The following is a 26,730-nucleotide window of genomic DNA, read 5'->3' as shown; positions in this document are numbered from 1 at the left end:
CGTATACCTTGCGCAAACCCTTTCTCCTAAGCTGCCCGTAAGACGTTATTTGTACCGTCGTCACCAACAAGAAAAGGCGGGCGGCATGTCGATTGCATTCCGAATGTTTGTTCTCTTGTCCTGTGCTTACGCCGGTTGGGAAACCCCAAGCATTCATTCGGCGAATTGCGAGAACCTCAGCAACAAGGGCGTTCTCCAACCGGATAAGTAAGGAATGAACAAAACAACCCGCCACCTTGAACGTCCGCAACCAAGCCAAGTTCGGCGTGCTGACCTCGCGCCGGCCACCGGTTATGCGATGCTCGTCGATGGTCCTTTCAAGACCGAATTTCTTGATCAGGACGCCGCGACTCAAGCGGCCCTTGAACTGTTGGCCAAGTATCCCATGCTGAAGATCGAGATCTACGATGCAGCATCGAAGTCACGTGGCCCGCGAAATAGCCGCTGCGTCGCAGCATGCGTGATAACCATGTCTTCTGTTTTAATCTACCTTTAGCTTTTTACTAACAATCCAGGTCGCAAGGTCGTTGCCAAACGGAGGCGGCCTATGCCTTTGATGAAATATTTCGCATTCGTCGGCAGCGCTCTCGTCCTGTTGCTGATCGCGATCGGCTGGTGCTTCCCGCAGCAGGCGATGGGCCCCGGTAATAGTGACGTAGAGCGACCGTCCATAAGGATCAGCTCAGCCGAGCGGGCACCTGAACGGGTCATAATCGATGCCAGCTTGCCGACCATTGTGGCTCCGTCGAACATGAGTCCTTCTACATCGATGACGTCGGTGCAATCTGCTTGGCCTCTGCAGAGCGCATTGTCTGAACTCGACGTTGCCCCGAAACCGGTCACTCCGAAATCAGGCGGCGAGGTTTTGAAGCGGAAGCATGCTGCAAAAGGCGCATCTGGGAAAACGGTCCCTAACGATCGAGCAGCGAAACCGTTGAATATTATTCCCGTACCCGCAACGGGAGCGCAAATTGCCGCGCCTGATACGAGAATGTCGTTACTGGAAACACTCAAGGAGCGGCTAGGGCATACGTTTTTCAAGCTGAACTGATGACGGTGCCGACTATAGGACCTCGACGGCGCCATTCACGGCGGAGGCGCACCCGGCTCGATTGGACCGACCTAATAGATAGACTCTGAAGATAGCATCCGACGGCAGCAAATCGGCCCCCCGCGTCGCCGGCGCGGCTGGAGCAAGCCCGCACAAAACGGCTTTAGTTCGAAAAGTCGAATAGCACTTGGCCTCGAACGAGACGGCCGAAACAGGGCAACTGCGGTCCTACAGTGATGAGCAGGGCCAATGAAGCCGCAGGATCGCTCAGTGTCATGCAAACGGAGGCGGTTCGCCGCCAGTACGCTTCAACTAAACGGGACCCCATATCATCGACTGATCAGCTTTCGAAACGAAGGCCTTTTCAACATGAAGAGAGCGCGGGTGCTACGGCTCCTTGCAAGGAACCGCCAGCTTCCGCGATCAGATCACACGATTGTTTTTAGATACAGACTGGGATCAAAATATTTGCTTGCCGGCGTGAAATCCTTGATGCCTGCGTTGGCCATGAACAAATCTGTCGACTGCTGCAGCCAGTTGGTGACCGTCCCGTCTGAGTACATGCGCTTCCACTCCCTGGACGTGAACATCTTCTGGGCCTTGAACGATTCGTTGATGTCGGCCGGCGGGGTTTGGCTATAGTGACCCTTCTGCAGCTTCTCCATCGCTTCGGTGCTGTTCGCGACAATGTAGTCATTCGCATCCGCCCAGCCACGGATCAGCTTCGCCAGCGTTTCCCTGTTTGGCTCGTAATAATCGTTGGCCGCCGCCCACCCGCCGATGATAGCGGCCTTTGGATAGTAGGCCGACGCATCGGCGAGCTTGACCGCCCCTGGCACCTTGTCCCGAACCGTGACGTTGAAGGGTACCCAAAGAGCGACGGCCGGTACCGCGCCGGAGATAAAGGCGGTCACGGCGGCTGGCATGGTCTGGTTGACGAGTTCGACCTCCTTCGGATCGACCTTGTTGGCGCGAAGCGCGGTATCCAGGAACACATGCGCGGTGGTACCGGTCGCGGTCGCGATCCGCTTGCCCTTCAGGTCCTCAAACGACTTGATGCCCTGGTCGCCGCGAACCCAGAGCTGTGCGGTCGCGACCTCAATGTCGTTGATCAGGAACACCTTGCCCTGCCCCCGGGCAGGGAAGTTCGAGAGCACCGCGCCGGTGGCCAGTACGTCGAGGCTGCCGCCGATCAGCGCCTGGAAGATCTCCAAGCCGGTGTTGAATTGTCGCAGCTCGAGATCGAGGCCCTGCTTTTCGAAAGAACCGCGATCCATGCCGGTCCAGATCTGGCCATCAACGGCGACGGTGTGGAGATAGCCGACGCGTACCTTGGTTTTGGCCTGCGCGATCGCGGGCGCTGCGACGGTGAGAGATCCCAGGGCAAGGCCCGCGGTGGTCGTTAGAAATTGTCTGCGATCCATGGTATCCTCCGTTTTGTTTGTTATTCCGAGAATGATGCCGGACGCATTTGCGCCTGCTGGGCGCGATACTCGTCCATGACGAGCTGCCTGATGTAGCTTCGCAACTCGCCGAATTCGGCCCGCTCCTGGATTGATTCATCGCGAGGATAGGCGAACGGCACGTCGATGATCTGCCTGATCCGTGCCGGCCGCGCGGTCACCACCACGATGCGGGAGGCGAGATAGATCGCCTCTTCCACGGAGTGGGTGATTAGCATGACAGTCTTGCCTTCGGTCTCGAGCACCTTGAGCAGCAGGTTCTGCATGTTGGAACGGGTCTGGGCATCGAGTGCGCCGAACGGCTCATCCATCAGCAGGAACTGCGGCTTGACAGCATAGGCACGCGCGATCGCGAGCCGCTGACGCATGCCGCCGGACAAATGCTTGGGATAGGAGCCAGCGAAGTCGGTCAATCCCATCAAGTCAAGATAGTGATCGCAGATGGCATCGCGCTCGGCTGCCGCTACGCGGTTGGCACTGAGCGTCAGGCCGAAAGCGATGTTCTGCTTCACCGTCAGCCACGGGAAGACTCCATATTCCTGAAAGATGACGCCGCGCTCGGGTCCGGGACCCGCGACGCGACGTCCGTCGAACAGCACATTTCCGGTCGTCGGCTTCTGGAAACCCGCGAGCATGCTCATCATCGTGGTCTTGCCACAGCCGGAGGGGCCGATCACCGCGATGAAATCGCCATCGTTGATGTCGTAGCTGACGTCCTCGACGACATTGAGGCGGCCCTTCGGGGTCTCAAAGGACAACGAAACGTTTTCGAATCGCGCACGCTTCGTCATGCGACGACCCGATCCTGCCACACCAGCAACCGCGCCGTGATCCTGCGCAGGATCATGTCCATGATCAGGGCGATCAGGCCGATGCAGATGATGCCGACATAAATGACATCGAGCAGGAAATAGGTCGAGGCATTCTGGATCATCGCGCCAAGTCCGCGCTGGGCCGCTATCAGCTCGGATGCAACGAGAGTCGCCCAGGCCACGCCCAATGCGACCCGCAGCGCGGTGAGGATATGCGGGACGGTGAGGGGAATGATGACCTTGCGGAAGATTTCTGCCTGACTGGCGCCGAGCGTCTGCGCTACGCGGATGTAGAGGGGCGTGATCTGCGAGACGCCTTCATACATCACGATCACGCCGGAGAAGAATGAGGCGTAGAACAGGATGACCAGTTTTGCGACCTCGTCCACGCCGAAATAGACAATCACCAGCGGGATCAGCGCGATTGGTGGCAGCGCGCGAAAAAAGTTGATCATCGGGTCGGCGAAGGTGCGGGCCGGGCGATACCAGCCGAGCAGGAAGCCAACGGGCACCGCTGCAAGAATCCCGAGCGCGACGCCGAAGAAGACGCGTCTGGTCGAGGCGAAGATGTCGACGAGGAGGCCTTCCTTCGTGAGTAGCTCGAAGAACTTGGCGGCGACCTGGTGCGGCGCGGGGATCAGCGAGACGTTGACGAAGCCGCTCCAGCGCACCGTGTACCAGAGCAGGATTGCACCGATCCACGGAATCAATCCGAGACCAAAGCGTCTTACGCCAGCTCCGTTCATTCGACGCGTCCACCCGGATAGCGGTTGATGTTTCCCGATTCATATTATAAATAGGATGACCATACAAGAGCGCCTTTGGTCATAGGCATAGCAGGCCTTTTGAGCATGACATCGTCGTCTTTCACCATTCGCAGCCTCCAGGCTTTCGGCTATCGCTATCCATTGACGACACACGTCATCACCTCGTTCGGGCGGATGGCCGATCGTCCTGCTGTTTTCGTTCGCGTCGAGGATACGGACGGTTACGTGGGTTGGGGCGAGGTGTGGTGCAATTTTCCAGCGCCGGGCGCCGAGCATCGTGTTCGGCTGGTCAACGAGGTGCTCGCGCCGGCCCTTGTCGGATTCAAGGCGCAAGGTCCATCAGCTGCTTTCGAGCGCCTGACGCAGGGAACCTCGGTGCTCGCGCTGCAATCCGGCGAAGCGGGTCCGTTCGCACAGTCCATCGCCGGCATCGACCTTGCTATCTGGGATCTTCACGCGCGTCGCCAGAACGTTGCGCTGTGGAGGCTGCTCGGCGGATCCCGGAACAGGATCAAGGTATATGCCAGCGGCATCAATCCCGCAGGATCAGAGCGCGCCGCTGAGGCAGCCCTCGCACGCGGCTACCGCGCCCTGAAGCTGAAGATAGGTTTTGATCCGGCGGCCGACCGTGCCAATCTGGCGGCCCTGCGGCGGCTTGTTGGCCAGGCCTTGCTTGCCGCCGACGTCAACCAGGCCTGGACCATCGCGCAGGCGCTTGAGCTTGCTCCGCAGCTGGAGGCCTTCGGCCTTGGCTGGCTCGAGGAGCCGATCCGCGCCGACCGCCCGCGGCAGGAATGGAAGCAGCTCCGTCAGAAGATCCGCTTTCCGCTCGCCGCCGGCGAGAACATCGCCAGCCACGCCGGATTTGCCGAGGTGCTGGGCGAGCCGGTTCTCGGCGTGGTCCAGCCGGATATCGCGAAATGGGGTGGACTGTCGGCTTGCGCGGGCATCGCGCGCGACATCCTGCAGTCAGGAAAGATGTTCTGTCCGCATTATCTTGGCGCCGGGGTCGGACTTCTTGCGTCGGCCCACCTTCTGGCCGGCGTCGGCGGGGACGGGCTGCTGGAAGTCGATTGCAATGAGAACCCGCTCCGCGATCGCTTCTGTGGCCCCGTGCTTGAAGTCCGGGACGGAACGATCGAGCTCGGCGACGGGCCGGGTCTCGGCCTCACGCCTGATCTCGCGTCGATCGAACAGTATCGGACCGCCTGATGTCATCGCACGGCTACGATTACATTATCGTCGGAGCGGGCTCCGCCGGCTGCGTAGTCGCAAACCGGTTATCAGCCGATCCCGCCTGCCGCGTGCTGCTGCTGGAAGCCGGGGGATCGAACCGGAACTTTTGGCTCAGGGTTCCGGTCGGATACTACCGGACCATCTACAACGAACGCTTCTCGCGCCTGTTCAGGACAGAACCATCGCAGGGAAGCGGGGGCCGCGCCATTGTCTGGCCGCGCGGTCGTGTGCTCGGCGGGTCCTCATCGATCAACGGCCTGATCTTCATCCGCGGCCAGCACGAAGACTTTGACGATTGGGACCGCCTCGGCGCCGATGGCTGGAGCTATCGCGAACTCCTGCCTTATTTCCGGCGCTACGAACGCTACCGCGGCGGCGAGAGCCAGTTTCACGGTGGCCTTGGGGAGTTCGAGGTCTCCGATCTCCGCAACGACAATCGGGCATCCAGGGCCTGGGTCGAGGCGGGTGTGCAGTTTGGCCTGCCACCCAATCCCGACTTCAACGGCGCAACCACGCTCGGCGTCGGCACTTACCAGCTCGGCATCGGGCGCCACTGGCGGACCAGCTCCGCCTCCGCGTTTCTGCAACCGGTTGCCGGCCGTCGGAATCTTTCCATCATCACCCATGCGCATGTCAGCAGGGTCGTTTTCAACGGTCACGTCGCGAGCGGCGTCGAATGGATTAGCAATGGACAGGTGCACAGCGCGACAGCCGATCGCGAGGTCATCCTGTCGGGTGGGGCCCTGCAGTCGCCGCAGATCCTCCAGCTCTCCGGCGTCGGTCCGGCTGATGTACTGCGCAAGCTCGGCATCCCCGTCGTTTCCGATGCTCCGGAAGTGGGCGCCAATCTTCAGGACCACTATCAAGCCCGGCTGATCGTCCGCCTGAAGGAGCGGATCTCGCTCAACGATCAGGTCCGAAATCCCGTCGAGCTTGCGAAGATGGGCCTGCAATGGATCCTGGCAGGCAGCGGTCCGTTGACGGTCGGCGCAGGGCAGGTGGGCGGTGCAGCCTGCACCGAATACGCCGTCGGCGGCCGGCCGGACGTGCAGTTCAACGTGATGCCACTGTCCGTCGACAAGCCCGGTGAGCCCCTTCACACCTATTCCGGATTTACGGCTTCGGTCTGGCAATGCCACGGAAAGTCGCGCGGCCAGCTTGCGATCAGCTCGACTGACCCATTCGAGCAGCCGCGGATCGTGCCCAACTATTTCGCCGAAGAAATCGATCGCAAGACCATCGTTGCGGGCCTGAAGATCCTGCGCGAGATCTATCAACAGAAGGCGTTTCGTCCGCTGTGGGACGTCGAGGTGGTGCCAGGAGACGCAGCAAGAGACGATGCCGGGTTGTGGGATTTTGCGCGCAGCACGGGTGGCACGGTGTTCCACTGCGTCGGGACCTGTCGTATGGGCCGGGACGAGCGAGCGGTGCTCGATCCGCAGCTGCGCGTGCGCGGCGTCGAGCGGCTCCGCGTGATCGACGCCTCGGTGATGCCGCAGATCACTTCGGCCAACACCAATGCAGCCAGCTTGATGATCGGCGAACGTGGCGCTGCGCTGGTCATGGCCTGAAGGCGCGGCCCTGAATCGGGAGGACGAGATGGAATTGAGTTCCGACAGTCACGTCCCCAAATACGCGCAAATCGCCGACATCTTCCGCCAGCGGATCGCGCGCGGCACCTGGACCCATGGCTTTCGCCTGCCAGCCAACGAAGACCTTGCGGCCGAGTTCGGCGTGTCGCGTGTCACGATCCGTCAGGCGGTCGAGCTGCTTGCCCGCGACGGCGTCATCGAGGCCCAGCAGGGACGAGGCACGTTTGTCACGGGCACCGTGCGGCAGGATCGCTGGCTCAAGGTCGAGACTACGCTGTCCGATCTTGCGGACATGTACCGCGACACCTCGCCGGAGATCATCAACATCTCGGAGAGCCGCAGTAATGCGCCGCTGCTTCCCGAAGACGGCAAGCCGGCCGAGAAATACGTCTTCATGCGCCGCCTGCACTCACGCCGGAAGCTGCCTTACTGCGTGATTTCCATCTATCTCGACGAGAAGATCTTTCGCACGTCGCCAAAGCGTTTCCGCAATGAGACCGTGATCCCGATCCTCAACGATCTCAGGGATCCCGCGATCGCCAGCGCCCGTCAGACGCTGACGATCGGCACCGCGGATCTTGAGGCGGCGCGGCTGCTGCGCATGCCTCTGAACTCGCCCGTGGCCGAAGTCCGTCGTGTCTTCACAACGAGCGACCGCACCGTGATCTATCTCGGCGAGGTCACCTATCGCGGCGATTTCGTGCGTATCGACATGGACCTGCGGCCGTAGAGCCTAATCCGCAAGAGCGCGGAGCGGCTTTCGGGCAAGGTCATGCTCAAACCCGGACTTTGACCATCTACCGGGAAAACAATTCCTGGTTCCGACCTTCAAGTTCTTCGCCATAGGTCCGCAGCACGTGGGATTCGCTTAGCGTTCCGATCGCTGTCCGACTGTCAGCGCGGTCAACGACTGCAAGGACATCTGCCTCGCTGCGTTCGAAGGCTTTCAGGATCTCGCGAACCGACGTAGTCGGAAACAGGCATTCATCCTGTTGCTGCGCCAGCGATCCGAGCGGCTCGTCGTCTCTGTTGGCGACCGAATGCAGCGTGGCGGCCGGAACGATGCCGGCATAAGTCTCGTTGGGATCACGCAGCACGATCTGGCGTACCAGTGCCGGAGAAAACAGCCTTTGCGCCTCGCCGATCGGCATTGTCGTCGGGGCGTTCTCGAAGTCCGTCCGCATCAAGGACGCCGCGCTCATTTGCCTGGCCCAGCCGATGTCCTGCGGGCCACGGATGACCTCGCCCCGCAAATGGAAGCGCCACGTCGCAAAGCTGTAGCCGAAAAGCTCGCGGACAATGAGCGCGCAGACCGATGATGCGACTACCGCGCCAACGGTGACGGAGAAGTCGCCGGTGATTTCGAGCGCGAGACAGACCATGCTGAACGGCGCGCCCAGTACGCCGGTGCCCAGTGCAGCCAACGCGGCAATGGCAGCGGTGCCCGGTTGCAGGGCGAGCGTAGGAAGGAGGCCGGTCAGCACGATGCTGTAGAGTTGCCGATCAACGCGCCGAGCAGCAGCGAAGCGAAGAAAAGTCCGCCACGAAACCCAGAACCGAGCGAGATGGCTGAGGCCAGGATCTTGAACACGATGGTCGTGGTAAGCAGGAGCCAGGTCGGATTGCTGACAAGCAGGATCTGCATCGCGCCGTGGCCGGCGCCCAGCACGGTCGGCGTCAGCAGCGCAAGACCGCCGAGCAGCAAGCCTCCGAGGATCGGCCGCATAAATCCCTTGAATACCGCGATGCGCTGAAAGCACCGCTCTGAGAACGCGACTGCGAGCATGACGAGGATGCTGACGAAGGCGCAGATGACGCCGATCAGCACGGTTTGCCCAATCATCTCGACGGACACCGGCGAGGGGAAGCCGGGCACCATCAGGAACGATTGGTGCGTCAATTGCCGCGCGACCAGCCACGCAGTAACAGCGCTTGCGGTAACGGGAACGAGTGCGGCGGAGGTATACGCGCCCAGCACGACCTCGAAGGCGTAGAAGGCGCCAGCCAGAGGTGCCGAGAACGCGGCGCTGATCGCGCCGGCGGCGCCGCAGGCGACCAGGAGCCGCATGTCGTTACGCCGGGCGGCCAGGCGCTGGCCGATATGAGAGCCGAACATCGCGCAGATCTGAGTGTAGCCAGCTTCCAGTCCGACCGATCCACCGAACCCGTTGGAGAGCAGGGTCTGGACCGAGATTAGCAAGCTGCCGCGAAACGATACCCGGCCGCCATAGAGCGCGTTGGCCTCGATGGCATCGGCGAGCTGCTGGCCCTTCACGCGCCGGGCGAAGTACAGCCCGATGAGCGCGAGCACCAGGCCACCGAGCATCGGGATCAGCAGCGTTCGTTGCCAGGAAATCACCCCGGTGGCGCTGAGATGTGCGTCGAAGGGAATATCGAACAGCAGCGCATGTGAAACCTGGCTGAGGCCCGAGATCGTGGCGACGAGAACGCCGCTGAGCAGTCCGATGACAATGGCGACCAGCACAAGGCCGGTCTCGCGATTGCGCACGAAGTTGCGCAGAAAGAGCGGCAGCAAACGGATGCCGGCAGCTTGAGCCGGCTTCCCGGCATGTGGGGCTGGCGCCATCCTATGCCGGATCCCGCGGCGGTTCAGCGCGCACGACACGGAAGCCGATGTTACTCGATGACGAATCGGGTGAATTGGAGCTTCGCGCCGCGACGCGGTAGCGGTTGCAGTAGGATGCGTGGCAAAGGAAGGATCCGCCGCGCATCGAGCGAGTTGGCGTTGGCTCGCGGTTCAAGGGATCTCGTGATGGCGTGAGGTGGTGATAGCTCGCCGAAAAATAGTCCTCGCACCATTCCCAGACATTTCCGGCGACATTGTGCAGGCCATATCCGTTTGGGGCGAATGCATGAACGGGCGCTGTACCGAAATAGCCATCATCCATGGTATTGCGCTTCGGGAAGTTGCCCTGCCAGATGTTGCAGCGATGCTCGCCGTCGGGCTGCAGCTCATTGCCCCAGGGATAGGTGGCCTGGTCCAGCCCGCCGCGTGCGGCCATCTCCCATTCCGCTTCGGTCGGGAGGCGCGTGCCGGACCATTCGCAGTAAGCCTTCGCGTCATTCCATGAGACGTGGACGACGGGGTGATCGAGCCTGTCGAGTATGCTGCTCGTCGGCCCTTCCGGCTGCGCCCAGTAGGCGTGCAGCACTGGAACCCACCACGGCGTTTCCTGAACGCGTGTCGTGCGTGCGGTGCGCGTCTCTTCGGACAGGAGCCCGTCGAAGACAAAACTCCAGCCGTAGCGTTCGGCTTCCGTCGTGTAGCCCGTGGCACGGACGAAGTCGCCAAATTGCAGATTGCTCACGGAGTGGCAAGCGATGGCAAACGGCGACAGCGTAACAGGCCGCACCGGGCCTTCGCCATCTTCAACGAAACCCCTGTCGGCAGATCCCATGTGGAAGGTCCCCCCAATTGGTGAGCTCCAGCGGCGCGAGATCGGGGTTGAACTACAGGGGATCGCCGCTTGCGTATCGCTGGCCGCCGCCGGCCCCTTGCCGGCGGCGCTTTGGAGGCAGCAATGTGAGTGGTCGTTCGTCATGTCCTAGTTCTGCTTTTCGTCCTCCCAGAAGGCCGTGCCGCCTTCGGCTTTCATCAGCTCGAGAATCTTCTCGCGCGGGATCACGCCGCAGCGACTGGCCCATTGCTGATACTGCGCCGTCATCTCGCGGACCCGATCTGGATGCTGCGCCGCGAGGTCGTTCATCTCGGTGCGGTCCGTCTCCATATCGTAGAGCTCCCAGGGGCCCGGATATTTCCGCACCAGCTTCCACTTGCCGACGCGCACAGCCGCATTGCCTTCATGCTCCCAGAACAGCGGGCCGCGATTGCCATAGGCCGAAGCGAAAGATGGCACCAGGCTCTCGCCCTCGCAGGGCAAAATAGTGTTGCCGTTGTATTCACTTGGGTAGGTGGCACCGGCGACGTCGAGGATGGTCGCCATCACATCGGTGAGCTGGCTTGGATTGTGCCGCAGGCCTCCCTTCTCGGAGATGCCGCGCGGCCAGTGCACGATGAAGGGCGTGGCGATACCTCCTTCGTGGACCCAGTGCTTGTAGAGCCGGAACGGGCTGTTGGAGAGATTGGCCCAGGCGGTGCCGTAGCTCTGGTAGGTGTCCTCGCCGCCAGGCATAAGGCTTGGATCGTTGCCGAAGCGCACCGGCCTGCCGTCGCGGGTCTTTGCCTGTGCGATCATGAGCTGGTCGACCAGCTCCTTCGCAGTGACGCCTTCCGGAATGTCCTCGGCGCACGCGCCATTGTCCGAGAGGAAGATGATCAGCGTGTTGTCGATCTGGCCGGTCTCTTCCAGCGCCTTCAAGATTCGCCCGATGCCCTGGTCCATCCGGTCGATTTGGGCCGCGTAGACCTCCATGCAGCGCAGCGTCCATTCGCGCTGCTCGGCGTCGGTCCACGCAGGCTGGGTCGGATCGCGATCGGTCAGACGCCAGTTCGGATGGATGATGCCGGCCTCGACAAGGCGCTTGAGGCGCTCCTCGCGCAGCTTGTCCCAGCCGGCGTCGAAGCGGCCCTTGTATTTTGCGATGTCCTCGTCATGGGCGTGGAGCGGCCAGTGCGGGGCGGTGTAGGCGACGTACTGGAAGAACGGCGCGTCGGGCTTTTCCGCCTTGTGCTGGCGGATGAAGGCGGCGGCCTGGTCGCTGATCGCATCCGTGTAGAAGAACGACGGGTCCTTGACGGCCTCGTGCTCGATATTATCGTTGCCGCGGGTTAGCGTATTCGGGTGATAGAAGCTGCCGGCGCCGATGATGGTGCCATAGAAATGGTCGAAGCCGCGCTGCATCGGCCAAGCGTCGGTCGGCTCGGTGAGGCTGCTGGCGATATGCCACTTGCCGCTGAGATAGCTCGTGTAGTTCCTGCTCTTGAGCGCTTCCGCGATTGTCACGCAACTCTTGTTCAGATTGCCGGCATAGCCTTCCGGACCGTTGCTGTAGGTGAGGATGCCGATGCCGGTCTGGTGCGGATGCAGGCCGGTGAGCAGCGAGGCGCGAGAGGGGCTGCAGCGGGCGGTGTTGTAGAACTGTGAGTAACGCAGCCCGTTCGCCGCAAGACGATCGAGGTTCGGCGTCTGGATCTCGCCACCGTAACAGCCGATGTCCGAAAAGCCCATGTCGTCGTTGAGGATGAGCAGGATGTTGGGGCTATCCGGAGTCTTTGCGCCATTCGGCATGTTTGTATCCTCGTTATTGTCGTGTGGTGTTGTCAGTGGCGGCGCGTCAGGCTGATGCTGAGGCGGAAGTATTTTGGCAGGTAGATGGCGCGCAGAAGTTCCAGCGCCCGTCCGTCCTTGCCGAAGGTGACGCGCTCGATCGCAAGCAGGGGCGAGCCGACTTTCACGCCGAGCAGTTTTGCACTGCTGGCGTCGGCGAGATCGGCGCTGATGGTTTGCTGCGCATCCTTGATGGAAAAGCCAAGTTCGTCCTCGAAGACGCGGTACATGATGATCGAAACCAGGTCGCGTTTTTCGAGCTCGAGACCGATGTCCGGCGGATAGAAGGCGTGCTCGATCGCGATCGGCGTGTCGTCTGCGAGCCTCAGACGCTTGAGTTGCCAGACAGCGCGCTCGCGCAGCTGCTCGCGAACGGCGGCATCGTGACGGTTGGTCATGCCTTGCTGCAAAATCCTGGCGCCGGCCTGGTAGCCGGCATCGCGGATGGTCTCCGAAAAGCCCATGAGGTGGCCGACCCAGTTTTCGGGCTGGTTGGTCTGCAGGAACGTGCCGCGGCCGCGCGAGCGAGCAAACATACCTTCGTTCACCAGCGGCGCGATGGCGTTGCGAATGGTGATGCGGCTGACGCCGAAATGACGCCCAAGCTCGGCTTCGGTCATTAGGCGACCGGTCTCGTCGATCAGCTTGCCGTCGCGAACCTGGCTGCGAATGGATTCGCGAATCTGGATATGTAGGGGCGTCGCGCCTTCCGTGACGACATCGCTGCCGAGCGCAGCGGGCTTCTTCTTGCGCGTTTGAACAGCCATGGTGTCAGAGCCGCATGCGGGTCGTGGGATCGAACAGGTGAATGTCCTGCGGACGGGCGGTGATCGAGATTGTTTCGCCTTCACCGGGAATGTTGCCGTCGCTGACGCGCATCCGGATCATGGTGCCGGCGCAGTCGAGATCGAGCACGGCGGTATCACCGAGATCCTCGATCAGGTCGACGCGTGCACCTAGTCCGCCTGCCATCATCCGCAATGCGCCCGGACGAAGGCCCACGACTACATCGCGTTCTCCCGCAATCGCGGCTGTAGTCTTGAGGCTATGCCCGGCAATGATGACGTCGCCATTAACATATCGGGCAGGAACGAGGTTCATCGGGGGATTGCCGATGAAGCCGGCGATGTCTATCGAGTTCGGGCGGGCGAACACTTCTGCGGGCGTGCCGACCTGCTGGATCTCGCCGCCCATGAACACCGCCATGCGGTCGGCGAGCGTCATGGCTTCTTCCTGGTCGTGGGTGACGTAGACGGCAGTCACGCCAAGCGAGCGCTGCAGCTTCTTCAGTTCGGCACGGGTCTCCAGCCGAAGCTTGGCGTCGAGATTTGAGAGAGGTTCGTCGAGCAGGAACAGGCGCGCCTTGCGAACAATGGCGCGGGCCAACGCGCAGCGCTGCTGCTGGCCGCCCGAGAGCTGACCCGGCTTGCGATCCAACAGATGGTCGATCTTCACTTTTCTTGCCGCTTCTTGCACGGCGGACGCAATCTCGGCCTTTGGCAGCCTGGCCATCTCAAGCGGGAAGGCGATGTTCTCTGCGACCGTCATGTGCGGATAGAGCGCGTAGCTTTGAAATACCATGGCGATGTCACGATCGCGCGCGTCAGTCGAGGTGACGTCCTTGTCGTCGATCAGCACGCGGCCGGCGGACGGCGCATCCAGGCCGGCGAGAATGCGCAGTGTGGTGCTCTTGCCCGAACCAGAGGGGCCGAGCAGCGCGAAGAACTCGCCCGGCTTGATGTCGAAATTGATGCCCTTGAGCGCGGCGAACTCGCCGTGCATCTTGACGATGTTGCGAAAACTGACCTGACCCTGGCCGCTCATCGGCGCCCTCCGCCTTTGACTGCACCGACTGTCAGGCCCTTAACGATATGCTTCTGTGCGACCACGCCGAGCACGACGACAGGCAGCATGGCAAGGACCGAGACCGCTGCGAGCTTGGCCCACAGCGTCTGCTCGACGGAGACAAAATTGAACATGGCTACCGTGACCGGCCGCACTGTGTTGCCGCTGAGCACAACGGCGAACAGGAATTCATTCCACGCATTGAGGAACACAAACACGACGGTTACGGCGATGCCGCCGCGGACCTGCGGAATGATGATGCGCCACAGCGTCTTGAGCCTGCTGGCGCCGTCGAGATAGGCGGCTTCCTCCATCTCGAAGGGAATGTCCTCGAAATAGGAGACCAGTAGCCAGATCGCGAACGGCAGGGAGAACGACAGATAAATCAGGATGATGCCCTGATAGGTGTCGATCCAGCCGATGTTCCGCAGCACCAGGAAGTAGGGGATGATGATGCCGACTGGTGGCAGCATCTGGGTTGCCAATACGTAGAAGCCCGCGAACTTCTTGCCGCGAAAGCGCAGGCGCGCCAGCGCATAGGCCGCGGGCACCGCCATCAACATGGTGGCGATAGTAGTGCCGACCGAGATGATGGCACTCGAAAGGAGGTTCGGGAGGATCGATCCGGAGCCGAACAGTACGTCGCGATAGGCCTCCAACGTCGGCGAGAAAACCAGCTTGGGCGGATAGGCGAGCACGTCGGAATCGGTCTTGAGCGAATTCAGCACGCTCCAGATGATCGGGAACGCCCAGGCCAGCAGGAAGACCATGGAAATCGCGAGCAGGGCGATGGCGCGGAGGCGCTTTGCCGTCACTTCGCCCTCCGCAGGGCAAACAGGATGCCGGAGATGATGATGGTCACGATCAGCAGTGCCACCGCCAGCGCCGCACCGTACCCGATTGACAACTCAGTGAAGGATTTCCTGTAGGCATAGAGATTGAGGATCTCGGTCGCGGTTCCGGGGCCACCGCCGGTGACGGTGAAGATCGCAGCAAACGCGGTCAGCGCCACCATAGTCCGCATGATGATGACCATGACGATCGCGGGCCGCAGCAAGGGCAGTGTGATGCGGCGGAAGCGCTGCCAGGCCGAGGCCCGATCGAGCCGCGCGGCCTCATAGATGTCCTCGGGGAGTGAGGCCAGCGAAGCCAGCAGCACCATGAACGCGAACGGCGTCCATTGCCAGGTATGGATTGCGATCACCGAGACCATCGCAAGCGTGGGATCGCCGAGCCAGTTCTTGCTGCCGAGACCGGCGTTGATGGCGAGGAAGTCGACGATCCCGAATTCCGGTGCCAGCATGAAAGTGCGCCAAATCATGCCGACGACGGCCGGCGACAGCACGACAGGCAGGATCGCGATGACACGAAACCAGCCCTGGCCGCGCTTCATGTCCATGACTAGCAAGGCGAGCGCCAGGCCGATGATGACCTGAAGCGCGACGGTCGAGCCGGTGTAGACGAGGCTCACCAGCAGCGAGGTCCAGAAGCGCTCGTCGGAGAACAGCACCTGGTAGTTCTCGAATCCGACGAAGCCATTGGTGAAGGGCATCGCCAGATCCATCCGGAACGTGCTGGTATAGACCAGGAAGAGCAGCGGGAACGTCGTCGTGGCGAGCAGGGCGAGAAACGCCGGTGCAAGCAGGGCCGCTGCGAACCGGCGCTCGCGTTGCGCCAAGACCCGACCGAAATCGCTGCGAGGCACCTCGCTCGCGATCTCGACTGATGTCACCACTGTCCTAGCCATAGATCAGCCGCGCATCATCGGTTCGATGCGGCGCTGCGCGTCGTCGAGTGCGGCCTTGACTGTGGCCTGGCCGGAGAGGGCCGACTGGATCGCGGTCGCCATGGTGTCGCCGATCGCCGGCCATTGCGGTACGCGCGGACGCCAGTCGACGTCGGTGTCCTCCTGCAGGGCGCCCATCGTGGCTTCGACGAAATTCTCACCAAAGCCGTTCATCAGCTTGATGTAGTCGGGATTCTTCCAGACTGAGGTGCGGTTGACGCCGGAGCGCTTGGTCGGACCTGCAAAACGATGCGCGGTGCGGGCCTGGGTTTCGGCGCTCGCGGCCCACTGGATAAAAAGCCAGGTCGCCTTTCGCTTCTTTTCCGGCAGCGCGGAATTGATCGGAAAACCCCAATTCCAGATCGAGGTGGTGCGCTTGCCCGATGGGCCCTTCGGCCAGCGCGCATAGGCGACCTTGCCGATGACTTTGGACTTCTCGGGATTGTTGATGACCGAGGCCGACGAATGTGCGTCGATGTAGCTGGCGACGGTGCCTTGCGAGAAGGCGTCGGCGATATCCGGCCAGTTCCAGTTCGCCGCCGCCGTCGGCGCGTACTTCTTCATGATGTCGATATACCAGGCGAGCGCCGCCTCGGCCTCGGGGCCATTGACGGTGAGCTTGCCGCCCTTCATCCAGTCGCCGCCAAACTCTCGGAAAATCGACGGATAGATGTACATGTTCTGGCCGGCACCGGCGACGCCGCGCAACGCTGCGCCCCAGACGCGATCGTTCGGCGTGTTCAGCGCCGCGGCGTTCGACATATAGGCTTCGAGCGTGTCGGCCGGCTTCAGGCCCTTCCCGTCGTAGAGATCTTTGCGATAGACCTGAATGGTGACCTCGCCGTCATAGGGCATGCCGTAGAGCTTGCCGTCGATGCCGTTGGCGCTGCGCCAGGCCGGAATGATGTCGTCGAGCTTGAACCAAGCCTGATCGGTCAGCGATTTGTCGTTCAGATAAGTGTCGAGCGGCTCAACCCACTTGTTCGCGGCATATAGCGCATAATACATCGGATCCGCGGCGTGGGTCGCGTAGGTGCCGGTTTTCGAGGTCAGGTCGATGACGCTCTTCTGCCGGATCTGCGCCGGCGGAATTTTTTCGAAACGGACGTCGATGCCGGTGAGCGCCTTGAACTGCGGCGCCAGCGTGATGAGGTTTTCGAAATAGCTCGCCGGGATCACCGCGACGGTGATGGTCTCGCCGGAGACCTGCTGCCAGTCGATCTGCGCGGATTTGTAGGGCGCAAAGTCAATGTCCTGCGCCGACGCGTACCGCAAAATTCCGGGTCCAAACGTCGCCAGCGCAGCAGCCCCGGTTCCGGTTTTGAGTAGCGTTCGTCGTGTCGGCCTGAATGACGTCATACTGTCCTCCCGAAATCCGGATTTTTCCTCCGGTTAGTCAGAACATTTGCCGAAATGTTATAACAAGTCAACCGCGGCAAGGCTGCCGCTGGTCATTGACATTGGAACGTCATCTTGCGCCGCTCGGAACTCCGGCGCTCGCTTCCTGACCAGAGATAGTTCGAACCCGACGATGCGCCGCTTGACGTATCCGTCGATGTCCAGCCGCCGGTGCTCGCGCGACGTCAGCCTGCGAGAAACCCGCCATCCACAGCAACGACGGTACCGGTCGCATATTGCGACGCCGGCACCAGAGGAACGCGACGGCGCCGGCAATATGTTCCGGCCGTCCCCACCGATTGAACGCGGTGCGGTCGGCGATCCGCTGGTAATGCGCGAGATCAGTCCGGCCGGCGGCGTTGATCGCGGTCTCGATATAGCCGGGCGCCAACCGCGTTGACGCGAATGCCCTCTTCGGCCCACTTCAAGGCCCAGTGCCTTGGTCAACATCACGACGCCCCCTTACTGGGCAATAGGCCGGGATACGCGGCAGCGCCAAAACCACGTTCATCGGGGCGATGTTGACGATCGATCCGTTCGACTCCGCAAACAGCGCGCGAAAAGCCATGCAGGTCCGGAAGGTGCCGGTGAGATTGACGTCGAGAACTCTTCACGAAAGTCTCGATCTCGAATTCCTTGTCGCGGGCGAGAATCCCGGCGCAATTTGACGAGCGCGTCGACCCGCTTGTGCTTGTTGGCGAAGTTTTTGACGGCCGCATCATCGGTGACGTCGAGCGTCCCGAGCGTGAAGCCCGCGCGCGGCTTGAGGAGTGTGCGGGCGAGATCGGCATCGTTGGCGCCGGTTGCGGTCACCGTCGCGCCGAGATCGCAAAACTGGTTGCCGATTGCTGCGCCGGTCGCCGGCGCCGCCGATTACGATCGCATGAAAGCGGGGGGCGAGAGAGAAATTGGAACTCATCGGGACTGTCTCACTTCAGGGATTTTGGAGGCCGGCGCCGTCGACTCGCGGACCGCCATTGAAAAATCGATCTCGCGGTGCATGATGGCCTGCTCGCCGGCGCGGCTGCGCACTAGATATTCGCCGGCTCGTTGCCAGATTTCTCCGGTCGGAACGTGAATCGTGGTCAGGCTCGGTCGCAGATGACGGCTCCAGTCGAGATCGTCGAACCCAACGACCGACAGATCGCGTGGTACCGAAAAGCCGCTGCCCCTCTTTCATCATCTCGACACATATGTCATTATAGCAGTACAAATGTATATGCTGGCCTCTCGGCCGGGCGAGGGAGGGCTGCCCATGGGAAGGAAAGTCGCATTCATTGCGGCCTTGTTCGGTGCGTTGGCATTGGCTGGTCCGGCGCAGGCACGGGTCGAGGTCCAGTGGTGGCACGCCATGAGCGGCGTCCTCGGCGACCGGCTCAATGAGCTGGTCGAGAAGTTCAACGCCTCGCAGGACAAGTACACGGTCGTCGCGGTTGCCAAGGGAAACTATGACGAGGTGACCAACGGGGTGATCGCCGCCTATCGCGCCAAGCGGCCGCCGGAGATGGTGCAGATCGCGGAGCGCGGCTACATGACGATGCTGCTTTCAGGAGCCATCGTTCCCGTGCAGGATCTGGTGGAGCAGAAGGGTCACAAGATCGACTTTTCGGATTTCATCAAGCCAGTGGCGAGCTTCTGGAGCTATAAGGGGCGGATGTCGGCGATGCCCTTCAACTCGTCGACGCCAATCTTCTGGTACAACAAGGATCACTTCCAGAAGGCCGGCTTCGACAAGCCGGCCGACACCTGGCAGGAGCTGGAGAAGCAGCTCTACACCATCAAGTCCAAGGGGATCAGCGACTGCGGCACGGTGCTGCCCGGCGATTTCTACTGGAGCCTGCTCGAGAACTACAGCGCCATCAACAACCAGCCCTACGGCACGCTCGCGAACGGCTTCGACGGGCTGGGCACCGAGTTCGTCTACAACAAGACGAAGGTTGTGTCGCAAGTCGCGCGGCTCAAGAAATGGCTCGATGACGGCGTGATGCAGATCGCGGGCCAGGGCTTCAGTCCCGAGCAATTGTTCACGTCGGGCCGGTGTTCGACCTTCGTCAACTCGACCGCATCGCACGGCAACATCGAGCGCAACGCGACCATCAGCTGGAGCGCCACTTTCCTGCCGCACGAAAGCGACATCAATCCGCCTCTCAACAGCACCATCGGAGGCGGCGCCATCTGGGTCATGAAGGGTCACACGCCGGAGCGCTACGAGGCCGTCGCGGCTTTTCTGGATTTCGTCGCCCAGCCGGAAACCCAGGTCTGGTGGCACGGCGCGACCGGTTATGTTCCGGCGACGAATCGCGCCTATGCGCTCGCGCGGGAGCGGGGTTATTACAAGGATCATCCGACCAGAGAGGTCGCGGTGCTGCAGCTCTCGCGAGGCACGCCGAACGAGAACTCGCGCGGCTTCCGCTTCGGCAACTTCGTGCAGACGATGCTGGCTCAGCGCCAGGAGGTCGAGGCGGTGTTCACGGGTCAGAAGCAGCCGCAGCAGGCCATGGATGACGCGGTCAAGCGGGGCAACGAGATCCTGCGGCAGTTCGAGAAGCTGAATGCCGGGAAAACTCCGGAAACCGAGCGTCCATGACGTTGCGCCTGTCCGTGCCGTGGCGTGACGCGCGCGCCCCCGTGCTTTTGCGAAGGCACGGGAGCGGCGGGTCCAAGGCCCTGCCGGCGGCGGCCGCCGGCAGCTCGCGCAGGTCGGGAAAGACGCGGCGGCGCGAGGAGGCCGGACTGAAGCGCGCCAATTTCGGCGACGGACCGGGCCTGCCGACGCTGCTGCTGCTGCCGCAATTGCTGATCCTGCTGTTCTTCTTCTTCATTCCGTCGCTGCGGGCGCTGATGCAATCGGTCCTACTCAGCGATCCCTTCGGCAATAACGTCCAGTTCGTGTGGTTCGACAATTTCAAGGCGCTGCTTGCGAGCAGCGACTACCGCGAATCGATTGCGGTGACGTTCTGGTTTACGGTGGCGCAGAACGCGCTCACATTGGGCAGCGCGCTCGTGCTCGCCTTTGCCACGGACAGGATCGTGCGCGGCCGCTCGGCCTATCGCACCATCATCCTGTTGCCCTATGCCATCGCGCCCGCGATCGCCGGCATCCTGTGGGCCTTCTTGTTCAATCCTGCGGTCGGCCCGCTCGCGCAGGTGCTGCACAGTTTCGGCATTGCCTGGGACCCCAACCTCAATCCGACCGATGCGCTGATCCTGGTGACGCTCGCCGCGTCATGGAAGCACATCTGCTACGACTACATCTTTCTGGTCGTGGGGTTACTCGCGGTGCCGGTGTCGCTGATGGAGGCCGCCGCCGTGGACGGCGCGGGACCGATCCGCCGCTTCGTCTCGATCGCGCTGCCGATGCTCGGGCCCACCATCTTTTTCCTCACGGTGATGAACTTCATCTATGGCTTCTTCGAAACCTTCGCCATTATCGATGCCGTGACAAAAGGCGGCCCGGCCGGTGCAACCAACATTCTGGTCTACAAGGTTTTCGTCGACGGCTTCGTCACTCTCGATCTCGGCTCATCGGCCGCACAATCGGTTCTCTTGATGAGCTTTGCGCTGATCTGCACGCTGCTGCAATTCCGCTACTTCGATCGCAAGGTCAATTACGGGGTCTAGCCGGATGGTGGAACGCTCACCGGTCCTCAACTTGATGTGCCACGCCGTCTTGATTGCCGGCGCGCTGATGGTGTGCGTGCCGCTCTATTTCGCGTTCGTGGCGGGCTCGCTCACGGTGGCTGAGGTGCAGAAGGTGCCGCTGCCGTGGCTACCGGGAGGCCAGTTCTTCGACAATCTGCAGCTGGCCTGGAGCAAGGGCAATTTTAGCCGCACCTTCGCCAATTCGATCATCGTGGCGCTCGGCATCACCGCCGGCAAGATCGCGGTGTCGCTGCTCTCGGCCTTCGCCATCACCTACTTCCGATTCCGCTACCGAATGCTCGCATTCTGGCTCATCTTCATGTCGTTGATGCTGCCGATCGAGGTTCGGATCGTGCCGACCTTCGAAGCCGTGGCCAATGCGGCGCTGCCGCTGCAATGGCTCCTCGAGACCCTGCATGTCGCGGATATCTGGACCTGGATCAGCGGTCATGAGGTCGCGATCGCGCTCGAATGGAACATGGTCAACACCTATCCCGGGCTGATCCTCCCGCTGATCGCCTCGGCCACCGCCACGTTCCTGTTTCGCCAGTTCTTCCTTACGATTCCGGAGGAGCTCTGCGAGGCGGCGCGGCTCGACGGCGCCTCGCCGCTGCACTTCTTCTGGAGCATCCTGCTGCCGCTGTCCGTCCCGAACATGGTGGCGCTCGCCATCATCCTGTTCCTGTTCGGCTGGAATCAGTATCTCTGGCCGTTGCTGTTCACGACCGACAAGGACATGGCAACGGCGGTCATTGCGTTGAAGGGCCTGATCCCGCGCTCCGACAGCGAGCCGGCCTGGAACATCGCCATGAGCGGTGCGCTTCTCACGATGTTGCCGCCGATCTTGGTCGTTCTGCTGTTGCAACGCTGGTTCATCAAGGGTCTTGTGGACAGCAGCAAATAGGCTCTGATCATGGTTTTCATCGCTGGGCATCGCGGCGGACGCAATCTTTGGCCGGAGAACAGCCTGACGGGCTTCCGCAACCTTTGCAGGGAAGGGGGCGACGCGGTCGAGTTCGACGTCCATCAGAGCGCGGACGGCGGGCTTGTCGTGATCCATGATCCCCTGCTCGATCGCACCACATTCGAGAGCGGGCCGGTGGGCGAGCGCACCTTGCGAGGCTTGACGGCAATGCGTCTTCGCGATGCCGGCGATGAGTGCATTCCGACGCTGGACGAGGTGCTCGACGTGTTCAGCGAAACCACGCTCGAGCTGCATATCGAGATCAAGACGGATGCGCTCGGCAATCCCTATTCGGGCCTCGAGGCGCGCCTAGTCGACCAGATCAAGCGCCGCGGCCTGGAACGGCGCGCCGTCATCACCTGCTTCGTGCCCGGCGTGATCGAGACCGTGCGCCGGCTGTGGTCGGAGGCGCGGGTGCTCGTTTCGCTCGACCGTCGTTCGGCAGAGATGATGGGGGGAATTGAGCCTGCGTTGGCGCAATTGTCCGCCATTCCCGGCTGCATCGTCGCGGTCGAGAAATCGCTGCTGGGGCTCGCCTTGCCGCTCGCCCTCAAGATGCTCGGCTCGGAGCGTCTCGGTGCATGGGTGACCAACGAGCCGGAGGATATCGCCTACTGGCTTGCCCAACCGGTGCGGCAGATCACGACCGATCGGCCGGATCTCGCCGTGAGCATTCGCCGCAGGCTCGAAACGATGCCGGCGCGCTCATGATTCCCCGCCGTCGCTTTCTCGTGGGATCGCTGGCGAGCGCCACCTTGGCTGCGCCCGCCGGGTTCGTGCGGGAAGCTCGGGCGTCGTTCACTGCGGATCCGTTCACGCTAGGTATTGCGTCCGGAAGCCCGCGGAAGGATCGCGTCATCTTGTGGACCCGCCTTGCGCCGCAGCCGCTCGAGGGCGGCGGCGTGCAGGATGGGTCAGTGGATGTCGAATGGCAGGTTGCCGACGACGAGGCCTTCTCGCGGATCGTCTCCCGCGGCGTCGTGCGGACGACGGCAGAGCTTGCGCATTCCGTGCATGCCGAGGCGACGGGGCTGCGGCCGGATCGGGTCTACTGGTATCGCTTCCGCGCGGGCCCGGCGCTCAGCCCGGTCGGACGCACCCGAACCGCGCCCGCCGGTTCGGCGAGGCCTTTCCGTTTTGCTTTCGCATCCTGCCAGCAGTACGAGCAGGGCTATTTTACCGCCTACCGCGACATGGCTGCACGCGATCTCGACCTCGTCGTGCATCTCGGCGACTACATCTATGAGAAATCCTGGGGATCGCGCCACGTCCGCCAGCATGGCGTCGGAATTCCGACGACGCTCGAGGAATTCCGCAACCGCTACGCGCTCTACAAGAGCGATCCCGATCTGCAAGCGGCGCACGCCGCCTTTCCCTGGCTTTCGGTCTGGGACGATCACGAGGTGATGGACGACTATGCCAATGATCGCTCCTACGCCGTACGTGACGCCGGTCAGTTCCTGAAGATCCGTGCGGCCGCCTACCAGGCCTATTACGAGCACATGCCGCTGCCGCCTTCGGCGCGCCCGCGCGGCGCGGAGGCCACGATCTATGGGCACTACCGCTTCGGCGAGATGCTCGACGTGGTGCTGCTCGACGACCGGCAATATCGCTCGGCATCGGCATGCGTCGGAAGTGGGCGGCCGACCTGGGTGGCGGACTGTGCAAGCCGGACCGACGAAGCGCGGACGATGTTGGGCCAGGAACAGGAGCAATGGCTCGATGCGCGCCTGCGCGACTGTCGCGGCCGCTGGACCATCGTCGCGCAGCAGACCTTGATGGCGCAAGACAAGCGTGAAGCGGACGATGGCGAGCGTTTCTGGATGGACGGCTGGGACGGCTATCCCAATGCACGCCGCCGTCTGCTTGATTCGCTCGTGGCGCATCGACGGCGCAATCCGATCGTGATCGGCGGCGATCGTCACGCCTTCTTTACCGCCGATCTCAAGCAGGATTACGCCCGCCCGGATGGCCCGACCATTGCGACCGAGTTCGTCGGCACGTCGATCACCTCAGACGGGCCGAGCCAAGCAAGCGTGCGCAAGTCGCTGGCGGAGAACCCGCATCTGGTCTATGCGCGTGGCGACAAGCGCGGCTATGCGACCGTCGAGCTCGACACCCGGCGTTGCACCGTGGGATTCGAGGCGCTCGACGACGTCAAGGACGCCGCGAGCGCCGTGCGCCGGTTGACGAGCTTTGTGGTCGAGGATGGCGTGCCGGGCGTGAAGGCAGCATGACGAAATCCGTGTGTTGCAGATTTGACGGCCAACGAAAGATCGCCTCAAATGCTTCGACGTCTGACTGTGCCTTGAGGCCGCTGTGGGGGGCTGCGCCGTGACTGATCAAACCATCCTGCGGGTCGCCTGGCTCTACTACATGGAGAACCTGACCCAGGCCGAGATCGGCGAGCGGCTCGGGCTGACCCGCGCCCGCGTCAACCGCATGCTTTCGGATGCGCGGCAGACCGGCATCGTCAACATTCGCCTCAACTCCGCTTTTGCAAGCTGCACGGAGCTGGAGCACCGCTTGCGCCGGGAATGCGGCCTCGAGGACGCCGTCGTCATTCCAAGCCCGGAGAATCCCGAGCAGGTCGGCAGTCTCATCGGGATGGCGGCGGGAGCTTATTTATCGAAATTCCTCGAACAGAAGCGGCCGCGTATTATCGGCATCGGCTGGGGCGCGACCTTGCGCGAGACCATCCGTTACGTTACGCCGGCGGACTATCCCGATCTCTCCATCGTCTCCATGATGGGCGGCCTGTCGCACGGACTCGAGCTCAACACTTTCGAGATCGCGGGTGAGCTTGCGCACCGGCTGCACGCCCAGTGCAGCTATCTGGCCGCCCCGATCTTTGTCAGCAGCCGGCGCTCGCGCGACACATTTTTGGCCCAGGAGGTCTATCAGGAGGTGCTGAACAGCGTTGAGCGGATCGATCTTGCGCTTCTGAGCATGGGAGACATGACGCCGCGCTCGCTCTTGATGCGTCATGGGCTGCCGCCGGACGTCCGCGCCGAGCATCTGCGGGCGGCGGGTGGCGTCGGCGACGTCCTGGCGCAATTTCTCGACAAGGCCGGCCGGCCCATCGATCACGGCATCAACAGCCGCGCCATTGCGATGCCGCTCGACAAGCTGGCGCGCGTGCCGACATCGATCCTGATCGCCGGGGGGCTCAACAAGGCGCCGATCATCGCTGCGGTGCTGCGCGGCCGGATCGGCAAGGTGCTGGTGACAGACGAGAACACCGCCATCGCCGCGCTGAAACTGATCGACAAGCAGAAATAGCCGTACTTTCCGCTACCGCTATTACATCCGCCCGTGGCACCCGCGGAAGGGCTGCAAAAGCATTTGTCACGTTGTTGTTACATATGTAATATGTCGAGAACAATTGCTCAGAAGGATGGCGTTGACATGCGCGCTGCGGTGCTCCAGGACATTCGTGATATCCGCATCCTCGATATCCCCGAGCCGAGGCCGCTCGCGGAGGACGAACTCATCGTCCGCGTCAAGGCCGTCGGTGTCTGCGGCAGCGACCTGCATTCATATCTCGAGGGCGGAACAACCGGCCCGACCAGCGTCAAGCCATTCGTTCTGGGGCATGAATTCTCAGGCGTGCTCACACCGGACTCGGCGCGCAAGGCGGGGTTCTCGGCCGATGCGCTGGTGGCGGTCGATCCTTCCATTCCCTGCGGCCATTGCGAATGGTGTCACCGCGGTCACACCAATCTCTGCCCCAATGTGAAATTCCTGGGCTACGCGCCTCACAACGGCGCCATGGCCGAATTCGTCTGCGTGCCCAGATCCGCCGTGCATCTGGTGCCTGACAGCATCGACCCGGCCGGCGCGGCGATCCTGGAGACGCTCGGCGTCGCGATCCATGCCATGGATCTGGCGCATCCGCGACTTCTGGAAAGCGTGGCGGTACTCGGCTGCGGCCCTGTTGGATTGCTGCTCGTGCAACTGGCGCGGCTCGCGGGCAGTGGAAAGATCATCGCGATCGACCCGGTCGCGCAACGTACCGCACTGGCCTGCGACCTCGGTGCGGACGTTGCGTGCCGAAGCTACGCCGAGGTCGGCGTGGCTACTGAAGGCCGCGGCGTCGATCTGGTGATCGAGGCGACCGACTCCTCGCATGGCTTCGAGCACGCCGCGCGGTGTGCCCGTATCGGCGGCCGGGTCGTGCTCGTCGGCATCCCAGAGAATAATCAGTACATCCTCAGCGGCGCGGAGTCGCGCCGGAAGGGCCTGTCGATCAAGTTTTCACGTCGCATGCCGGAGGTTTATCCGCGGGCCATCGCGCTTGCGCAAGGCGGACAGGTCAAGCTGGCGCCACTGGCGACGCATCGCTTCTCGCTCGACCAGACGCCCGCCGCGTTCGAGCAGCAGGTCGCGCGGCGCGACGGCATCATCAAGGCGATCATCTGCCCGTAGATGGAGCGCCATCTCGTCAAGCGCCTGGTGCAATGGAGCAGGCACAGAAGCAGGACCGGTCGTGATGGCGAAATCGTCGAAGTTGGTTGTCGCCCGAAAAGGGCGCGTGCTGATGGTGAGACGCAGACGCGACGGGCTCTGGATGTTTCCCGGCGGCCGGAAGCGGGCAGGCGAGAGCGACAGGAGCTGCCTCCGTCGCGAGATCAAGGAGGAGCTTCCGAAGCTGAAGCTCGGGCCGTTGAAACTCTGGAAGGAAGTCAAAGCGCGGAAGCGCCAGACCGGTCGGCGGATGAGCGATGCGATCTTCCTGGCCAAGAAGGTGTCGGGGCGGCTGAAGGTCGGCGACAAAAAGGAGATCGACAGGGCGGTTTGGCGTAAGCCGCGCGGCGCCAGACTGACGCCGACTTCGCACTATATCCGCGATAAGCTGTTCCCCAGGCGGGGCCGCCGTTAGGTCGCTTGCGCGAGCGTCATTCGTGAAGGTTCGTCCGTCATGC

Annotated in this window: 28 protein-coding genes; 14 read left to right on the top strand and 14 right to left on the bottom strand. The window is 62.4% G+C overall.

Going from position 1 to position 26,730, the window contains the following annotated elements; genetic code table 11:
* The 3 genes from IVB50_RS07975 to IVB50_RS07965 all read left to right on the top strand — a co-directional run.
* Positions 1-211, top strand: a 211-nt coding sequence (locus tag IVB50_RS07975; protein WP_247295252.1) for a hypothetical protein, incomplete at its 5' end; no start/stop codon positions are given.
* A gap of 3 nt (positions 212-214) precedes the next feature.
* Entirely contained in the window at positions 215-496 is a 282-nt protein-coding gene (locus IVB50_RS07970; protein WP_247295250.1) for a hypothetical protein, read from the top strand.
* Positions 497-547: 51 nt separating this feature from the next.
* Positions 548-1,051, top strand: coding sequence for a hypothetical protein (locus tag IVB50_RS07965; RefSeq protein WP_247295248.1), 504 nt, complete (start codon positions 548-550; stop codon positions 1,049-1,051).
* 428 nt (positions 1,052-1,479) lie between these two features.
* Here IVB50_RS07965 and IVB50_RS07960 read toward each other — a convergent pair whose 3' ends face one another.
* From IVB50_RS07960 to IVB50_RS07950, 3 genes are read right to left on the bottom strand one after another with little or no spacing between them, the layout of a single operon-like run.
* On the bottom strand, positions 1,480-2,475 hold the full coding sequence (locus IVB50_RS07960; protein ID WP_247295246.1) for an ABC transporter substrate-binding protein: 996 nt from the start codon (positions 2,473-2,475) through the stop codon (positions 1,480-1,482).
* 20 nt (positions 2,476-2,495) lie between these two features.
* Positions 2,496-3,305: an ABC transporter ATP-binding protein gene (locus IVB50_RS07955; RefSeq protein ID WP_247295244.1), complete on the bottom strand. Its 810-nt coding sequence runs from the start codon at positions 3,303-3,305 to the stop codon at positions 2,496-2,498.
* On the bottom strand, positions 3,302-4,072 hold the full coding sequence (locus tag IVB50_RS07950; RefSeq protein ID WP_247295241.1) for an ABC transporter permease: 771 nt from the start codon (positions 4,070-4,072) through the stop codon (positions 3,302-3,304). The genes IVB50_RS07955 and IVB50_RS07950 overlap by 4 nt, the downstream gene beginning before the upstream one ends.
* A gap of 105 nt (positions 4,073-4,177) precedes the next feature.
* Here IVB50_RS07950 and IVB50_RS07945 point away from each other — a divergent pair, with 105 nt between their 5' ends.
* The 3 genes from IVB50_RS07945 to IVB50_RS07935 are packed head-to-tail and all read left to right on the top strand — an operon-like array spanning position 4,178 to position 7,651.
* Positions 4,178-5,305 carry a mandelate racemase/muconate lactonizing enzyme family protein gene (locus IVB50_RS07945; protein WP_247295237.1) on the top strand — a complete coding sequence of 376 codons (1,128 nt, stop codon included), beginning with the start codon at positions 4,178-4,180 and terminating at the stop codon, positions 5,303-5,305.
* A complete protein-coding gene (locus IVB50_RS07940) occupies positions 5,305-6,900 on the top strand; it encodes a GMC family oxidoreductase N-terminal domain-containing protein (RefSeq protein ID WP_247295232.1) in 1,596 nt (531 codons plus the stop codon). The genes IVB50_RS07945 and IVB50_RS07940 overlap by 1 nt, the downstream gene beginning before the upstream one ends.
* 28 nt (positions 6,901-6,928) lie before the next feature.
* Positions 6,929-7,651: a GntR family transcriptional regulator gene (locus IVB50_RS07935; RefSeq protein ID WP_247295229.1), complete on the top strand. Its 723-nt coding sequence runs from the start codon at positions 6,929-6,931 to the stop codon at positions 7,649-7,651.
* A 67-nt stretch (positions 7,652-7,718) separates the two neighbouring features.
* On the opposite strand, the gene IVB50_RS07930 is transcribed toward IVB50_RS07935, so the two are convergent.
* From IVB50_RS07930 to IVB50_RS07880, 11 genes are all read right to left on the bottom strand, one after another.
* Entirely contained in the window at positions 7,719-8,405 is a 687-nt protein-coding gene (locus IVB50_RS07930; RefSeq protein WP_247295227.1) for a hypothetical protein, read from the bottom strand.
* Positions 8,399-9,508 carry a chloride channel protein gene (locus tag IVB50_RS07925; RefSeq protein ID WP_247295225.1) on the bottom strand — a complete coding sequence of 370 codons (1,110 nt, stop codon included), beginning with the start codon at positions 9,506-9,508 and terminating at the stop codon, positions 8,399-8,401. The genes IVB50_RS07930 and IVB50_RS07925 overlap by 7 nt, the downstream gene beginning before the upstream one ends.
* A gap of 1 nt (position 9,509) precedes the next feature.
* Entirely contained in the window at positions 9,510-10,484 is a 975-nt protein-coding gene (locus IVB50_RS07920; protein ID WP_256465340.1) for a formylglycine-generating enzyme family protein, read from the bottom strand.
* A gap of 3 nt (positions 10,485-10,487) precedes the next feature.
* On the bottom strand, positions 10,488-12,131 hold the full coding sequence (locus IVB50_RS07915; protein WP_247295221.1) for an arylsulfatase: 1,644 nt from the start codon (positions 12,129-12,131) through the stop codon (positions 10,488-10,490).
* Positions 12,132-12,163: 32 nt separating this feature from the next.
* A complete protein-coding gene (locus IVB50_RS07910; RefSeq protein WP_247295219.1) occupies positions 12,164-12,937 on the bottom strand; it encodes a GntR family transcriptional regulator in 774 nt (257 codons plus the stop codon).
* A 4-nt stretch (positions 12,938-12,941) separates the two neighbouring features.
* Entirely contained in the window at positions 12,942-13,994 is a 1,053-nt protein-coding gene (locus IVB50_RS07905; protein ID WP_247295217.1) for an ABC transporter ATP-binding protein, read from the bottom strand.
* Complete coding sequence (locus IVB50_RS07900) at positions 13,991-14,830, bottom strand: carbohydrate ABC transporter permease (protein ID WP_247295215.1); 840 nt, start codon at positions 14,828-14,830, stop codon at positions 13,991-13,993. Before IVB50_RS07900 ends, IVB50_RS07905 begins: the two co-directional genes overlap by 4 nt.
* On the bottom strand, positions 14,827-15,750 hold the full coding sequence (locus IVB50_RS42140; protein ID WP_247295214.1) for a sugar ABC transporter permease: 924 nt from the start codon (positions 15,748-15,750) through the stop codon (positions 14,827-14,829). The genes IVB50_RS07900 and IVB50_RS42140 overlap by 4 nt, the downstream gene beginning before the upstream one ends.
* A 15-nt stretch (positions 15,751-15,765) precedes the next feature.
* A complete protein-coding gene (locus IVB50_RS07890) occupies positions 15,766-17,160 on the bottom strand; it encodes a sugar ABC transporter substrate-binding protein (RefSeq protein ID WP_247295212.1) in 1,395 nt (464 codons plus the stop codon).
* A gap of 546 nt (positions 17,161-17,706) precedes the next feature.
* Positions 17,707-18,012, bottom strand: a complete 306-nt coding sequence (locus IVB50_RS07885) for a hypothetical protein (RefSeq protein WP_247295209.1) — start codon at positions 18,010-18,012, stop codon at positions 17,707-17,709.
* A 102-nt stretch (positions 18,013-18,114) separates the two neighbouring features.
* Positions 18,115-18,342: a substrate-binding domain-containing protein gene (locus IVB50_RS07880; protein WP_247295256.1), complete on the bottom strand. Its 228-nt coding sequence runs from the start codon at positions 18,340-18,342 to the stop codon at positions 18,115-18,117.
* 112 nt (positions 18,343-18,454) lie between these two features.
* Here IVB50_RS07880 and IVB50_RS07875 point away from each other — a divergent pair, with 112 nt between their 5' ends.
* The 8 genes from IVB50_RS07875 to IVB50_RS07840 all read left to right on the top strand — a co-directional run bounded on the left by IVB50_RS07875 (position 18,455) and on the right by IVB50_RS07840 (position 26,687).
* Positions 18,455-19,786, top strand: coding sequence for an extracellular solute-binding protein (locus IVB50_RS07875; protein WP_247295206.1), 1,332 nt, complete (start codon positions 18,455-18,457; stop codon positions 19,784-19,786).
* On the top strand, positions 19,783-20,820 hold the full coding sequence (locus IVB50_RS07870; protein ID WP_247295204.1) for an ABC transporter permease subunit: 1,038 nt from the start codon (positions 19,783-19,785) through the stop codon (positions 20,818-20,820). The genes IVB50_RS07875 and IVB50_RS07870 overlap by 4 nt, the downstream gene beginning before the upstream one ends.
* Positions 20,821-20,824: 4 nt before the next feature.
* Positions 20,825-21,745 carry an ABC transporter permease subunit gene (locus IVB50_RS07865; RefSeq protein ID WP_247295202.1) on the top strand — a complete coding sequence of 307 codons (921 nt, stop codon included), beginning with the start codon at positions 20,825-20,827 and terminating at the stop codon, positions 21,743-21,745.
* A 9-nt stretch (positions 21,746-21,754) separates the two neighbouring features.
* Positions 21,755-22,516, top strand: coding sequence for a glycerophosphodiester phosphodiesterase family protein (locus tag IVB50_RS07860; RefSeq protein ID WP_247295199.1), 762 nt, complete (start codon positions 21,755-21,757; stop codon positions 22,514-22,516).
* The gene (locus tag IVB50_RS07855) at positions 22,513-24,042 is read left to right on the top strand and encodes an alkaline phosphatase D family protein (RefSeq protein WP_256465339.1); all 1,530 of its coding nucleotides are present in this window, start codon (positions 22,513-22,515) and stop codon (positions 24,040-24,042) included. The genes IVB50_RS07860 and IVB50_RS07855 overlap by 4 nt, the downstream gene beginning before the upstream one ends.
* A gap of 97 nt (positions 24,043-24,139) precedes the next feature.
* A complete protein-coding gene (locus IVB50_RS07850; RefSeq protein WP_247295195.1) occupies positions 24,140-25,087 on the top strand; it encodes a sugar-binding transcriptional regulator in 948 nt (315 codons plus the stop codon).
* Positions 25,088-25,213: 126 nt separating this feature from the next.
* Positions 25,214-26,233 (top strand): alcohol dehydrogenase catalytic domain-containing protein, encoded by a 1,020-nt coding sequence (locus tag IVB50_RS07845; protein WP_247295193.1) that lies wholly within the window; start codon positions 25,214-25,216, stop codon positions 26,231-26,233.
* A gap of 64 nt (positions 26,234-26,297) precedes the next feature.
* Positions 26,298-26,687, top strand: coding sequence for an NUDIX hydrolase (locus IVB50_RS07840; protein WP_247295191.1), 390 nt, complete (start codon positions 26,298-26,300; stop codon positions 26,685-26,687).
* Positions 26,688-26,730: the final 43 nt, after the last annotated feature.

The organism is Bradyrhizobium sp. 87, assembly GCF_023073015.1.
GTDB classification, from domain to species: Bacteria; Pseudomonadota; Alphaproteobacteria; order Rhizobiales; family Xanthobacteraceae; genus Bradyrhizobium; species Bradyrhizobium canariense_D.
Note: the sequence above shows the minus strand (reverse complement) of the source record. Positions and strands in the feature narration are given on the sequence as shown.